The organism is Methylophaga sp. (assembly GCF_009711715.1).
Taxonomy (GTDB): domain Bacteria; phylum Pseudomonadota; class Gammaproteobacteria; order Nitrosococcales; family Methylophagaceae; genus Methylophaga.
The window spans coordinates 44,115-57,558 of sequence record NZ_VENF01000018.1 but is presented as its reverse complement, the minus strand read 5'-3'; the positions used below and the strand labels follow the sequence as shown (position 1 = coordinate 57,558).

General features: G+C 46.3%; 14 protein-coding genes. 1 reads left to right on the top strand and 13 read right to left on the bottom strand.

The features are described 5' to 3' along the window. Positions 1–22: 22 nt before the first annotated feature. The 9 genes from FH755_RS12595 to cysC form a co-directional block, all read right to left on the bottom strand. Entirely contained in the window at positions 23–1,555 is a 1,533-nt protein-coding gene (locus FH755_RS12595; protein WP_292441469.1) for an IS66 family transposase, read from the bottom strand. Between the two features lie 51 nt (positions 1,556–1,606). Next, positions 1,607–1,951 carry an IS66 family insertion sequence element accessory protein TnpB gene (gene tnpB, locus FH755_RS12590; RefSeq protein ID WP_366658775.1) on the bottom strand — a complete coding sequence of 115 codons (345 nt, stop codon included), beginning with the start codon at positions 1,949–1,951 and terminating at the stop codon, positions 1,607–1,609. Then, entirely contained in the window at positions 1,948–2,310 is a 363-nt protein-coding gene (locus FH755_RS12585) for a transposase (protein WP_292441468.1), read from the bottom strand. Before FH755_RS12585 ends, tnpB begins: the two co-directional genes overlap by 4 nt. 78 nt (positions 2,311–2,388) lie before the next feature. After that, positions 2,389–2,574 carry a helix-hairpin-helix domain-containing protein gene (locus FH755_RS12580; RefSeq protein ID WP_292441467.1) on the bottom strand — a complete coding sequence of 62 codons (186 nt, stop codon included), beginning with the start codon at positions 2,572–2,574 and terminating at the stop codon, positions 2,389–2,391. A gap of 328 nt (positions 2,575–2,902) precedes the next feature. After that, positions 2,903–3,181, bottom strand: coding sequence for a type II toxin-antitoxin system mRNA interferase toxin, RelE/StbE family (locus FH755_RS12575; protein WP_292441466.1), 279 nt, complete (start codon positions 3,179–3,181; stop codon positions 2,903–2,905). Next, entirely contained in the window at positions 3,181–3,426 is a 246-nt protein-coding gene (locus FH755_RS12570; RefSeq protein WP_292441465.1) for a prevent-host-death protein, read from the bottom strand. The genes FH755_RS12575 and FH755_RS12570 overlap by 1 nt, the downstream gene beginning before the upstream one ends. 180 nt (positions 3,427–3,606) lie before the next feature. Continuing rightward, complete coding sequence (locus FH755_RS12565) at positions 3,607–4,518, bottom strand: site-specific integrase (RefSeq protein WP_292441464.1); 912 nt, start codon at positions 4,516–4,518, stop codon at positions 3,607–3,609. A gap of 661 nt (positions 4,519–5,179) precedes the next feature. Further along, on the bottom strand, positions 5,180–6,139 hold the full coding sequence (locus FH755_RS12560; protein WP_292441463.1) for a DHH family phosphoesterase: 960 nt from the start codon (positions 6,137–6,139) through the stop codon (positions 5,180–5,182). 3 nt (positions 6,140–6,142) lie between these two features. Continuing rightward, positions 6,143–6,757 carry an adenylyl-sulfate kinase gene (gene cysC, locus FH755_RS12555; RefSeq protein WP_292441462.1) on the bottom strand — a complete coding sequence of 205 codons (615 nt, stop codon included), beginning with the start codon at positions 6,755–6,757 and terminating at the stop codon, positions 6,143–6,145. Between the two features lie 495 nt (positions 6,758–7,252). Between cysC and FH755_RS12550 the strand changes: the two genes are divergently transcribed. Further along, positions 7,253–9,007, top strand: a complete 1,755-nt coding sequence (locus FH755_RS12550; protein ID WP_292441461.1) for a hypothetical protein — start codon at positions 7,253–7,255, stop codon at positions 9,005–9,007. Here the strand turns inward: FH755_RS12550 and FH755_RS12545 are convergent. The 4 genes from FH755_RS12545 to gmd all read right to left on the bottom strand — a co-directional run bounded on the left by FH755_RS12545 (position 8,949) and on the right by gmd (position 13,432). After that, positions 8,949–10,058 carry a glycosyltransferase family 4 protein gene (locus tag FH755_RS12545; protein ID WP_292441460.1) on the bottom strand — a complete coding sequence of 370 codons (1,110 nt, stop codon included), beginning with the start codon at positions 10,056–10,058 and terminating at the stop codon, positions 8,949–8,951. The two genes, FH755_RS12550 and FH755_RS12545, sit on opposite strands and share 59 nt — an antisense overlap. Positions 10,059–10,063: 5 nt before the next feature. Further along, entirely contained in the window at positions 10,064–11,212 is a 1,149-nt protein-coding gene (locus FH755_RS12540; RefSeq protein WP_292441459.1) for a glycosyltransferase family 1 protein, read from the bottom strand. Further along, on the bottom strand, positions 11,209–12,063 hold the full coding sequence (locus FH755_RS12535; RefSeq protein ID WP_292441458.1) for a GDP-mannose 4,6-dehydratase: 855 nt from the start codon (positions 12,061–12,063) through the stop codon (positions 11,209–11,211). Before FH755_RS12535 ends, FH755_RS12540 begins: the two co-directional genes overlap by 4 nt. 328 nt (positions 12,064–12,391) lie before the next feature. After that, the gene (gene gmd, locus FH755_RS12530) at positions 12,392–13,432 is read right to left on the bottom strand and encodes a GDP-mannose 4,6-dehydratase (RefSeq protein ID WP_366658773.1); all 1,041 of its coding nucleotides are present in this window, start codon (positions 13,430–13,432) and stop codon (positions 12,392–12,394) included. Positions 13,433–13,444 lie beyond the last annotated feature (12 nt).

The window sequence follows — 13,444 nt, the reverse complement described above, 5'->3', positions numbered from 1 at the left end:
GTAAGCGTTTAGGCGTTACACCCTAGACAGCTTCGTTAACGGCTGACAGGTCGAGGTCAATATTCCATGGCAGCAGTTGTTCCACCTGATTGATGGGGGTGTTGTTAATGCGTTTGAGCACGGCAGTGAGATAGGTTTTGGGGTCAATGCCGTTAAGCCTGGCCGTCCCCATAATGCTGTATAACGCGGCACCATAATGACCACCATCCTCAGAACCTGCAAAAAGGTGGTTTTTACGCCCGAGCGCTAACGGCCGGATAGCGCGCTCAGCCGCATTGTTATCGATTTCAACACACCCATCTTCAAGGTACAGCACCAGGCTGTTCCATTGCTTGCGGGCATAGTTAATCGCCTTGCCAAGGCCTGAGCCCTTGGCGCATTCTCGCAGGCGCATATCGAGCCACGTTTTAAACGCATCCATTAAGGGCACAGCCTCTTGCTGCCGGATTTGCAGTCGCTCATCCGGTGGCCTGCCGTTAATGCTGCGTTCAATGCGATACAAGGCTTCTATCCGTTTAATGGCTTCCCTGGCCACCGGACTGTCGGTGGCCTCGGCTATGTCATAAAACTTGCGCCGCACATGGGCCCAGCAACCCGCGCGGCTGATACCGCGCTGCACTGCCAGGTTATACCCTGCATAAGCATCAGCCTGTATCACCCCGTTAAAGCCTTCAAGATGCTTGAGTGGCTCCTGCCCTGACCGTGAGGTACTGTACTGGAACCACACCGCCGGAGGGACTTCACTTTGCCAGGGCCGGTCATCACGTACATAGTTCCAGTAACGTCCTGTCAGGGTTTTACCGTTTCCCGGTTTCAAGGTCGGGGCGGTAGTGTCATCTGCATGCAGTTTATGGCCTGCCATCACATGACGGCGGATGGCTTCCACCAATGGCTGAAGTAAAGCACCGGCCCGGCCCACCCAGCCGGCCAGGGTGGAACGGTCAAGGTCAATGCCTTCACGTTTGAACCGCTCGGCCTGCCGGTACAGTGGCAAGTGGTCTGCGTACTTATCGACAATTACCTGGGCTATCAGGGCGGAACTGGCCATACCTTTATCAATCACCCGTTCCTGGGCCGGTGCCTGCACAATGCGCTCACAAGCCTTGCAACTGTACTTGGGGCGAACCAGCTTGATGACCCGGTATTGGGCCGGTACGACATCAAGCAGCTCAGAGGTATCTTCACCAATAGCCTTCATCGCCTTGCCACAATCAGGACAATCACAACTGGCAGGAGCTTGTTGCTTAACCGTGCGTGGCAAATGGGCTGGCAAGGGTTGACGGGCCCGTGTTACTGCCCGGCTGGCGGGTTTGTCTGTTGACGGCAAATCTGTCGCCGCAATGGCCGTTTCCGTATCCTCAATCAGTAAATCGAGCTGCGCATTGTCCTGCTGCTTTTCAGAGGAGCGACCAAAGCGCTGACGAAGCAGTGCTTGCAAACGCAATGTCAGGGTTTGGTTCAGGCGTTTTTCAGTCTCAAGCTGCGACTGCAAATCAACCAGCATTTGCTTCAATGCAATGGGATCGTCGGGCAGAGTTTTTGACTGAAAATTCATACGGTTATTATACCTGAAAATACGGCCAAAAGCCGCATTTTTACTCACTTTTCAGGCAATTATTTTCGGTCTCGATGTGCGTTTTGGCGACCGCCAGTCAATGCCTTCGAGCAGCATCGATAACTGGGCATAGGTCAGGTGAATTTTACCTGATTCAGCCGATGGCCAGATGAATCGGCCCTGTTCCAGTCGCTTGTAAAACAGGGACAAGCCCTGTCCATCCCACCACAGTACTTTAACCCGGTCACCCCGGCGTCCCCGAAAGATAAACACCTGACCTGAGAACGGATCTTGTTTGAGTTGAACCTGCACCAGGGCGGCCAGGCCATCAAAGCCTTTTCGCATATCGGTATGGCCTGCAACCAGCCATATTCTGGCACCACTTGAGATCATCATGTCAGCACCTGTAACAGGTGAGACAGTAAAGTCTCAGTCGGATTGTTTAGTCTGAGCGTGTGACCGCTATTGAGCACCACCTCCACATCACATCGCGCTGGGGCGGCAGCAGGAGGCAACTGCACATCATCCCGTGCCGACGATGTCGCTACCGTCACCGGTAACAATCTGGTTTCTCCGCAAGCCCAGGCCGCGCCTTGGTGATATTCCTTTATCCAGCGTGATAGCTGGTTGGCATTGATGTCATGGGCTCTGGCCACCGCCGCCCTGGAACGCTCACCGGATAAAGCCGCTTTGACAATGCTTAGCTTTTCCTGATTGGAATAACGACGCCTTGGCAGCTTCGCATAATCATTCATGAGTTAGATCCCCATCTAATTTAAATGGGGATCTAAACAAGTGTGGATTCAATCCGGTAGGGTGTATTCAGTGGACGCTTACTCAAAGCCACCGTTCGCTTCGCGGTATTCAATAATGGCCGAAGCGGTAGACGGACCGACGCCGTCAAGCATCTGAAGTTGTTCAGCCGAGGCTTCATTCAGGTTGATTTTATCAGCTGCGAAAGCGGAGCCAAAAGACAGAAATAACGCTGCGAACGCAGCAATGAGCGTTTGTTTCAACATGATACTTTCCTTGTTGTTAGTCCTTTAAATCACTCACCCTGAGTGACAACTAGAGCCTACTTTATCCTGTCAATATTTTGCAAGTCGTCTACAAATAAAATTGTTAATCACTCCACACGTTGGCAATGCCATGCTGCGGGAAACAGTACATGCACTCTATTCCCGAGCACCTTGAGAAACCAGGCTCTGCTCCTGAGCTGGTCGCAGTAGAAGCTTGTCCAACATAATGACAATATGCCCTAGGCAGGCTGCACTGAGCACAATCGAAGAGATCAGCATGACAAATTAAGCTTCCCCAAATCATCAGAACAAATGTCGAGAAAGCGATTTATCGATATACCTCTTCGTGGCTACCTATGTTAATTGGGATAATACGCTCATCATGGATAAGCAACTCTAATATCAATCGGTAGTTAAGATTAATAGAAACCGAATGCAAACCAGATAATCTTCCGGTCAGAGAATGTAAACGCAGAGATGGATGGAACGGATCTTGTTCCAGTAGCCTCAGTGTTTTTTCGTATAGAGGTTTTAGCTCGGGATGTCGTTTTGCAAATCGCTTAGCTCGTTTGAGATAACTTTCTGTAAAAAGGAGCTGATATGCCATTAATCAAACAATTCTTGAATATGTTCAGCTATGGATTGTGTTTTATATGCTTTATTCTCAACATCCTGACGACTCTCCCAAAGCGCAGCATCTAACTCAGCTTCACGTAAATGTTGATAATCTTCAACGCGCATGACCACATATTTTTCCTTACCACGGACAGTGATCATAGCTTCGCTGTGCTCACGTAATGCTTCCTCGATTGAGGACACACCTTTGGTTTTTATCTCATTTGCAGCAATCATGTAATCGCCCTCTTAATAGTACGATTAATAATACGCTATGGAACGTAAACTCACAATTTAATCTAAATTCAGAATTAGACTACACCCCACGTGCATTAATAAGTTGAGACAGAATGAAGAGATGGGAGGTGAGCCTGGCCGCCTTGCTGCAGACTCACTCTCGCGCATCGCTATATTGCGTTACCTTAAATAAGTTTCTGTGATTTCCTTACGAAAGTGGCCCAACTCTTGGCTGACCGTTTCCTTCACAAGATCAATATCTCCGATGAGTGCGCTCAGCATTTGAACGCGGTTTTGCGCATACGAATGCCTGAGTCCATGCAACCCTCGGGACCATCCGTGCGCCCGCTTGGATGCCGCACTAAAAGCACTCGATAGCTTTTTGCCTGCGCCAATTTCGTAATGGCTGTAATAGATGATTTTTCGATCTTTGACTTTCTTGGGTTTAGCTAAGCGATATTTTTCAAGCTCGCTTGCCAAATCCTTGGGTAAAAAGACCCTACGAATCAGGCCTCCTTTACCGGTGACAATATAGCATTTACCATCTATCCCCATAAATTTGGTCTCTAGCGCAGGTCGGTTATGGGGTGTGCGCTCACCTTCGCGACGAATTTCAAGTAGTTCATGAGCACGTAAGCCTGCGTAGTAACAGATTTTGACAGCAAGGGCATTACGCTCCGTCATTTGCTCACAGACACTGAGCATCTCCTCTTTTGAGTAAGCCCTTGATTTTTCCTGATGTGGCACTCTGGATTTGATGACTGGCAGCATTTCTTCAAATCCTAATCTGCCGTAATAACGCAGTATATGCTGCAAGGCTTGACGATATTTTTTCAACGTAGGCTGTTTAAAAATATATCTATATTTTTTTAAGAAAGAAATCGCTTTGTTTTTGTTTAGTTTTCTGAGTGAGCCTAACTTTTTGTCGTTCAGGAATTCTTTAATTCGTTTAAAGCATGACAGGTAACTGTCTTCGCTGCCCAAAGATACGATGACGCGGCTCTGTCGTAGTTTATTCATGAGTCTGCGCTGCTCATTTACAATTTTTTCGTAGGCTGTTTTTTCTGGATTGGTGGATATTAAGTAGTTCATATTGTCTCCGTAGTGTTATGAAAAATATAAGTAGATTTCGATAAATCAGTGATTTATCGCTCATTAGCTTATAAACTTTCATGCTGAACCACGGATGCTGAGACATGTGATAAGACCGTTAGGAGCTGGCACATGCACCTCTCGGCGAAAAAGCCCATTGCGACATTGCAATCCATGTCGCCACGCCGAACAACGCGCTCACTTGCAAACGATTGCAAGCTGCATACTCAGCTGAGTTCTTTATTGAAAGGATTAAGTAGTCCCAGAACATAGATAGTTTCAACGGGACAGCTCGAAGAAAATCGAGCATGCTTAGAACAAAAGACAGCGTATGACTTTTGTCTGAGTACAGAGCCCTTGGGCAAAGTCGGGTTTATTGGGAAGACATCAAGAACGGTGTTCTTGATTGTTTTTCAAAGTTTGTAGCCACCTTGGTGACAACTCATTGAGACAGTGATGGCTCACTGTAGGCTTCCAGCCGTTTGCTACGGCCTTTAATAAATAACATACACATGCTGATTTTTTAATTCAAGGCCATTTTCCATTTTTGTGAGGCTATGTTCACATTTAGGCTAACTCGCTAATTTTAGACATGACAAAGGCATTGTGACACTGAGCCAGCCAAGGGAGCCAGAATGAGGATGAATCAGCTTATGTCCATTCATCCATAGCGCTGCTCCATCAAATCAATCAACAAGGGAATCTCTTCCTCTTTCAACGAATTAATTCCTGCCGCTCCTTTACGCCCACCACCAGTTTTAAATCGTCCTGCTACTTCATCGGCGCCTTCCAACTGACTGAGTGGGGCCCGAATGCTGACCAGATAATCTCCCCCCTCTTTCTCCGTCATGATCAAATGAGCACGGTCCGGATGTTCATTGCTGAGCTGGTTGCTGAACACACCACTCACCCGTCTCGCCCATTTTTCATCTGGCAGCCGAAGTGCAGCAACGGCATCTGTTTCATGGAATGTTTTCTGAGCCCTGGCGGAATCGATATCCCGATGATATCCCTTACGCAATGTTTCAAAAATTATGCTGTTCTGTGTAATAAAATCAAACGGGGTATGGTGCTTCACACAAGCCTGATATAAATCGGCCGGATGGAAAAACAGATCATCCAGACTCGCGCCGTAACCATTGTAGTTGAGGTAAATCCCAAGCTGTTGCAGTACTGAAGTCTCCTCAGCATCCAACCCCTGTTCGCTTGCCAGCTTGCTGGCAAGGCTGGTCAAATTATCACCAAAGGCCGCTGTGATGGCCCATAAATGAAACTGCCCGTTGAGGTATCTATCCACTATCAAGGCAGTGCAGATGGAGGGGGAGGTATCAATATGAGTTTCTAGCGCCGGATGCTCAATGATTTCACCCGGATTGTGATGATCAGCGTAAAAGACTCTTGCTCCGGCTGACAAAATACGCTGCAAATCAGCATGATTTTTCTGCATGGAGATATCTAGCACGGTAACCGCATCACCGACTGAAGGTTTAACTTTCTCCAGTAGATTGATGTCACGCTTAATACCAGTCACCAGCGCAGAATCCTGAGGTTTAGCCAGCCTCAATTGAATTAGTGAACAGATGCCATCCGCATCGCCGTTAAAAACATCAATGTTAGCCATTAATCAATCGCGAATAATATTTTGTTGCTTAAGATAAGCAATTACTGTATTGGCACAAGCCTCAACATCACACTCAGCCGTATTCAAGGTAATTTCAGGTGACTCCGGCGCCTCGTAAACCGAATCAATACCGGTAAAGTTTTTGATCTCGCCCTGACGCGCTTTTTTATACAAGCCTTTCGGATCACGCTGCTCACAGACACTTAGCGGCGTCGACATATGAATCTCGACAAACTCGCCGTCTTCCACCAAATCCCTTACCATTCGCCGATCGGAGCGGAAAGGTGAAATAAACGCGCTTAATACAATCAGGCCGGCATCGGCAAACAGTTTCGACATTTCACCAATACGGCGGATATTTTCCACCCGATCCGAATCGCTGAAGCCCAAATCCTTATTCAAACCGTGGCGAACGTTATCCCCATCCAGCAGATAAGTGTGATGTCCCAACTCAAACAGTTTCTGCTCTAAAGCGCCTGCAATAGTCGATTTACCCGAACCGCTAAGACCGGTAAACCACAAAATACAGGGCCGTTGACGCTTTTGTGTGGCCCGCTCATTTTTAGTGATGTGATGATGGTGCCACTTGATATTCGTTGCTTCAGATTGTTGATCCATTGACTCGTTCTACTCTGTCACCATAGTGATTAATGCCTTAACAGAAAGCTTTGGCAAAAGAATTTAATCATCAATCATACCGACTAAGCGCACGCAAATCAGCTTTTGCTCATCATAATTAGGGATTTGCGCACAAAAATTTGTCTCTCACCTGCCCCTTCCATCATGCCGTCCACCTTCTCCCTGTGATACCGACTGCAGCGGAGGCATCTGAAAATTTTCGATGTTGTTCGTTTTGTGTAAAGTCAAAAGGCAGTAGTAGCATATAATCATGCTCCACCAACGTGTTCACATGCTAATCGTATGGAGACCCAGTATAATCGTCGTTGGCAGCAGCTTTTCACTGAGGTCAAATTGATAGCCTTATACTTGGCCGACAGACTGTTTCCTTCAGAAATATAAGCTACGACATTTTCGATAATGGGCTTTATGATTGCAAGAACTTCATTTAATGAAACAGCGACATTCATCTTTATAAAACATAATTGGTAAAAATTGAGCGACTTGACTATTTCCACATCACGCTGGCTTATCAAACTGACAAAAACCTTTCTAAAAGGTACCCCTGTTGCAACTCCAGTGTCAGTATTCACTACACTGATCTCACAAATAGCCATGATGATGGCGTTTCTGATGCCCTTGAAAGTCGTCATGCTATTAGGGGCCGAAAACATACCAAGCTATTTTCCAGAAACGTTGCAGGCAATAGGGAAAAACACGCTCATCCTCTCTCTCGTTATCTTGTCAGTCGCGTCTTATGCAATCACTGTGATATTAAAAAAAATTAGTGATAAAACGACCGAGCGTGGAGTCAAAAACCTTCTCGAAAAAACGCAGAAAATAATTATCTTTGAGAACCAGGATAATTTTGCATCCAAGGCCTACACAAAATATACCGATGCTCTTGCTGGGCTTGTCTTTTTCGTGGTTACGATAGGTTTGCTCTCTATTTTTTACTGGGATATGGCTGTGTTCATCATCGCAGTCTTGTTTCTTGCATACTTCATCACCTATATCCTATATTTATCAAGCCCCAGCTTAAAAACACTAATCAATGACAAGTCTCAACCTACTGCCATTAGTATCTCCAATGTGGTTTTTTTACTGGTATTTTTATATATCGTCTTTGATTTTCTGTATCTCACTCCTCCAGAGTTCATCATTGGATTGATAACCATTATTATCGGCAGGCTGATGTTAGTGAGATTGAGTTTCACCGCTTCTTACCTCTTCACACTCAAACAGGATGAAGGGAAAATTAACGCTTTATTTTTCCATAATCAGGCGTTCTTACCGGCTATCAACTCTCACCATAAAAGTGTGTGGGACTTACTCAAAAATCAGGCTTTAGAAAACTGGTTAGTACCGCTACTGCAAGAAGCCACAGCGGACAAAAATATTGGGGACATAGCTAACAAATGGCAGCAGACCCGTCTTAACAATATTGTCGTGCTACAGGCAGAGTCAAAAGTACTGGAAAAAACCTTTCTGATAAAAATATTTGAGGAAAGACTAGCTTCTCAGGCACTACATGAATCCACTTTAATGCTTGCCGATCTTGACAGTGAATTTCCTTGCCCGCCTTTTCTTCTTGCCACCATGATCGGTAGTTATCACTGCCATGTTTTCGATATAACAGACCATGAATTCTTACCTTTTCAGGAAGCCATAAAGCTTAATAATGTTGTTAATGAAAAACTATTAATGTTTCCCCCTTCTGAAACACTAGTTGAGCGCTATAAAAGATCTAAAGCACTCTTATGGGAAAGAATTGACAAGGCCATGATGGACAGACTGCGTATGGTTGCTTCCGAGAAGGGCAAGCAAGTCATTCAGGAAATAGAAGACGCCATGCCTGATATAAAGTCCATACTGCGGGCATTACCGTTAAGTTTTATTGCTCCAAAACCGAATCACCTGTCCCTGTTAAAAGACTCAGACGATCAGATTATCAGCTTTCACTGGCCAACCTGGGTCATTGAACCGGCAGGCGCAGGTATTGACCCAAAAAAGAACAACGATACGAATGTAAAAGATGCCATTCAATCAGCGCATGGACACCGTGCAGAACTGTTGCAATTCCCTGTTGAAAATTATGAACTTGCCTCCTTATTGTCAACATTTGAACGTAACTTCCATCAACAACAATATGAGGATGCTATTGAACTTTTGCAGCAAGCCCTGACCAAGTTTACTGAATTAACCCCCGATAAAGCTGAACATAGGATTCCACCATCCGCTCAGCAGTAAACAACTGCTGATAACGCTGTTCAGCCCGCTCTCCCATCACTCCAGCCTCGACAGGATTCGATACCAACCACTGCATCGCCTGACTTAGGGCCTGATGGTCGCCAGGTGGTATGACAAGTCCTGTCTCCCCTTCAATGTTGATAAAGGTGGTTCCTGTGCCAATTTCACTGGAAATCATTGGCTTGCCGTACATAGCGCCTTCCAGTAAGGAAATACCAAAAGCTTCAGAGCGCAGGTGTGAAGGAAAGACCACGGCATAACAAAGGTTAAGCAATGCCACCTTATCTTTGTCAGAGACCCGGCCGACAAAATGAATATTATTCAGGTCATAGCGGGCAACCAGCGCTTTTAGTTCATTTTCAACAGGCCCCGCCCCTGCAATAACAATCGGATAATTCGCTGTTCTTGCCGCTTCGATCAGAATATGCAGCCCTTTGTAATAGCGGAACACACCGACAAATAGGAAAAACTTATCGCCCACCCGGCTCCGCCATTGTTCAAGCCGGTTCTGCTCAACCTTAGGATACAAGCTTTTGTCCAGCCCTATCGGAATCACATCAGTCTTGTCCTTGAAGCGATTCAAGACTTCACTACTGGCAAGATAATTCGGCGATGTCGCCACGATACGATCGACGCTGTCTAAAAACCGATACATCAGCGGCTTGTATAGTTTCAACAAATGTTTCTGCCGAACAATGTCGGACTGATAAGTAACCACAGTTGGCTTGTTTATTCTTGTAGTCAGGTGTGCCAAGTCCATCAATGGCCAGGGGAAATGGTAGTGCACGATGTCAGCATTCTTTGCCAGTTTGGCAAACTGCTGAAAGACGGAAAACGAAATACCGGTTGAGGCAATATAAAAATTTTGTTTCGCCCGATGCACATGGTGGCCATCAAGTTCAATAGTGCTGTTATCACCATCCTTACTCAAAGACAGCACATCAGTCTCAATAGCATGATGGGCAGCACCACGGGCAATCTGGTTGATAACCTGTTCTATCCCGCCAAACGAGTCCGGAAAGTAGGTTTTAAAGAAATGCAGAACACGCATGTTGCTCAACCACCATCCAGCTTTTTATAGACATTGATCGTCTCCGCCACACACTTGTCCCAAGTGAATATTGTGGCACGTTTCAATCCCATGGAAACGTGATGCGATTGCTTTGTCTCATCAGATAACAATTTCCGCCACTCATCCGTAAGTTGCTCCACAAAATAAGGGTCAACAAGCACACAGGCCTCTCCAGCCACTTCGGGAATAGAGCTGCTGTTTGAGCTTAACACGGCAGTCCCACTCGCCATTGCCTCTAATACGGGCAAGCCAAAACCTTCATACAACGATGGGTAAACAAACACCGTTGCCGAGGCATAGAGCCGCCATAAGGCTTCATCCGGTACATACCCTAGCCGATGGGCCTGCTTTTTCTCGATAAGCCGCTCAATAGACTGATGAATATCATCACTTAACCAGCCTTTATCGCCGACAATGACCAAGGGATAAGCGTATTTCAGTTCTTCAGGCAGACTCTCAAATGCCCGCACAATCCGTTCAAAGTTTTTTCTGGGTTCTACCGTCGCCACTACCAGGCAGAACTGCTTATATTGAAGCCCATTTTCAGCCAGAACAGTCGCACAGTCATCCATGGAATAGGCACGAAACTCCCCACTGACCCCAAGATGAATTGCAGAAACGTTATCCGGCTCAACATCAAACACATCAATGATCTCACCGCGCTGAAACTCAGAGTCGGTAATGATGTGATCGGCCCGTTTGACGACCCGATGGATATTCTTACGCCAATAATTCACTCTATCCGGAGGGTGAAACTCGGGGTGTCTGATAAATGAAAGATCATGGATTGTGACCACCGAACGCCCCTGAAAGGGAAGCAAAGAATAGTTCGGTGCATGATAAATAAAATCTTTAAACCCGGCCGAGTGTTGCCAGAAACGCATCGTTCGGTATTTTTGGTATCCCCATCTTAATAAAGGCCGAAATGGCAACTGCCTTGCAGCAACGCGAGCAGACTGCAGCATATTTTCAGTTATGCTGAGAACTTCAGGTTCGATAATATTTCCATCACGGATTAGTTTTAACTCACCAACATCATCAGCTTCCTGCAGCCCCTTGAGCAACTTCGCAGTGTAATACCCTATCCCCGTTAATGGTGGTGTCAGCGCATCGATATCGATCAATATTTTCAAACTTTACCCGGCTCACTAAACATCCATGACAAAGTTTCCCGCAAAGCCGGCATTTTCCATTCAGGCAGAAGTGCTCTGAGCTTGGAAGCATCTCCTGAAAGTCTGACAACTTCATTGGCACGAACAAATGCCGGGTTGACGTTTACTTCCAACTGATGTCCAGTGAGTTGTTCACACAAGGAAATCACTTCCCGCAGCGCCACAGGAGCAGATGAACTGATGTTGTAGGTCTCGCCTGGTTGACCTTTTTCAATCAAACCAAGATAAGCCTCTGCCACTGAACGCACATCCCCGAAGTCACGCCATACATCCAGATTGCCCAGCTCAATCTCGGTTGCCTGACGTTTAAAGTGACTGACGATTTTAGGAATCAGGAAGTTCTCGGACTGTCCCACACCGGTGTAATTAAAAGGCCTGGCAATAACAATAGGTAGTTCAGGCAGCCACAATTTTGCCATATACTCCATTGCCAGCTTGCTCACTGCATAGTCATTCGCAGGAGCCGGAACAGTTGTTTCACGCATCATACCTTCGGTATTGCCGTAAACATTAGCGCTACTGGCAAGCAAAACCATCTTTACATCGGAGGCGTGTTCTGACAGGGCCTGCAGAAAATGCCTAGTACCAACCAAATTGACTTTGTAAAAGTCATCCGGGCTTCCATGTGCAACAAAAGCAATCGCCGCAAGATGAATGACAGCATGGGGCTCTATTTCTTTTACCTCAGCAGCAACTGCATCAGCATCAAGCAGATCTGCCGAAATTCCAGTCACTTGGTGACCTGCCGAAACCAGAGCCTCCTTGACGTACTGGCCTGTAAAACCGCTCAGTCCTGTCACTAATACATGCATGCATTACACCTTAATTGTTTATTGCATAGCTTGGAATTTTGCCGAACTTAGGTCATTTCAACCACCGTCAGGGAACCTGCCATTCCATGCTCGCCACTTTGTCATCCTGTACTACTTTGTCATTCCGAGCGCAGCCGAGAAATCTCAGAAGCCGTTATCTAAGGCATGACACAGAAAAGCATCGGCCGAACATCTTCTTCACCACAAGCGAAGCCGAGGAAACTTATTCTGTCATTCCCGCACAGGCGGGACAACGTCACGAAGTGCGTTGAACAGCCGTTAGGCTGACCCGAAGGGCGAAGTGAAGCGAGTAATCAAGTTCATATCGTTAAAAAGAGAAACCCCGCTCATTCCGGTGCAGATCAGCCTCGACCATCATGGCGCACAACTCTTCCAGCGTGGTCTTGGGCTCCCAGCCAAGTTGTTGTTTGGCTTTTTCCGGACTACCAATCAACAAATCAACTTCCGCCGGGCGATAAAATTTGGGATTAACTCTAACCAATGTTTTGCCGGATTCAATGTCAATACCGACCTCAGCCTCTTGCTTGCCTTTAAATTCAAGGGTAATGCCCGCCGCTTTAAATGCCATAGACACAAAATCACGCACTGTTTCAGTACGGTTTGTGGCAAGGACATACGTATCAGGCTGACCGACCTGCAACATTCTCCACATGCCTTCTACGTACTCTTTGGCAAAGCCCCAGTCGCGTTTCGCATCCAAATTGCCCAATTCCAATACATCTTGTTTACCTAGTTTAATTTTGGCAACATTGTCTGTGATTTTACGAGTTACAAATTCACGGCCACGCAGCGGAGATTCGTGATTAAACAAAATGCCGCTGCAACCAAAAATGTCGTAAGACTCGCGATAATTAATCGTCATCCAATGAGCGTAAAGCTTTGCCACCCCATAAGGGCTTCGTGGGTAGAAAGGTGTGTCTTCAGTCTGAGGAATCGCCTGAACTTTGCCAAACATCTCAGAAGTAGAAGCCTGATAAAAACGAACTTTGGGATTCACAATCCGAATCGCTTCAAGCAGGTTCACAGCACCAAGCCCGGTGATCTCTGCAGTGGTCATAGGCTGATCAAATGAAACTCCGACAAAACTCTGTGCAGCCAAATTGTAGACTTCGATTGCCCCAGTCTCTTGCAACAAACGAATACTGGCAGACAAATCGGTCAGGTCATACTCAACCAAGTACAATCTGGGATGATTATCAATACCGAGCTCTTCAATACGCCAGAAATTGACTGAACTGGTACGACGATAAGTGCCGTGTACCTCATAACCTTTCTCTAACAATAATTCAGCGAGGTAAGCACCATCTTGCCCTGTAATACCAGTAACTATCGCAGTTTTAGTTGCCACTATTTATCCTTA

Excerpts from the sequence above, each read along its gene's own strand:
- cysC (WP_292441462.1), bottom strand. The coding sequence starts at position 6,757 with ATGGATCAACAATCTGAAGCAACGAATATCAAGTGGCACCATCATCAC.
- FH755_RS12595 (WP_292441469.1), bottom strand. The coding sequence starts at position 1,555 with ATGAATTTTCAGTCAAAAACTCTGCCCGACGATCCCATTGCATTGAAG.
- FH755_RS12575 (WP_292441466.1), bottom strand. The coding sequence starts at position 3,181 with ATGGCATATCAGCTCCTTTTTACAGAAAGTTATCTCAAACGAGCTAAG.
- tnpB (WP_366658775.1), bottom strand. The coding sequence starts at position 1,951 with ATGATGATCTCAAGTGGTGCCAGAATATGGCTGGTTGCAGGCCATACC.
- FH755_RS12560 (WP_292441463.1), bottom strand. The coding sequence starts at position 6,139 with ATGGCTAACATTGATGTTTTTAACGGCGATGCGGATGGCATCTGTTCA.
- FH755_RS12585 (WP_292441468.1), bottom strand. The coding sequence starts at position 2,310 with ATGAATGATTATGCGAAGCTGCCAAGGCGTCGTTATTCCAATCAGGAA.
- FH755_RS12570 (WP_292441465.1), bottom strand. The coding sequence starts at position 3,426 with ATGATTGCTGCAAATGAGATAAAAACCAAAGGTGTGTCCTCAATCGAG.
- FH755_RS12565 (WP_292441464.1), bottom strand. The coding sequence starts at position 4,518 with ATGAACTACTTAATATCCACCAATCCAGAAAAAACAGCCTACGAAAAA.
- FH755_RS12535 (WP_292441458.1), bottom strand. The coding sequence starts at position 12,063 with ATGCATGTATTAGTGACAGGACTGAGCGGTTTTACAGGCCAGTACGTC.
- FH755_RS12545 (WP_292441460.1), bottom strand. The coding sequence starts at position 10,058 with ATGCGTGTTCTGCATTTCTTTAAAACCTACTTTCCGGACTCGTTTGGC.
- FH755_RS12580 (WP_292441467.1), bottom strand. The coding sequence starts at position 2,574 with ATGTTGAAACAAACGCTCATTGCTGCGTTCGCAGCGTTATTTCTGTCT.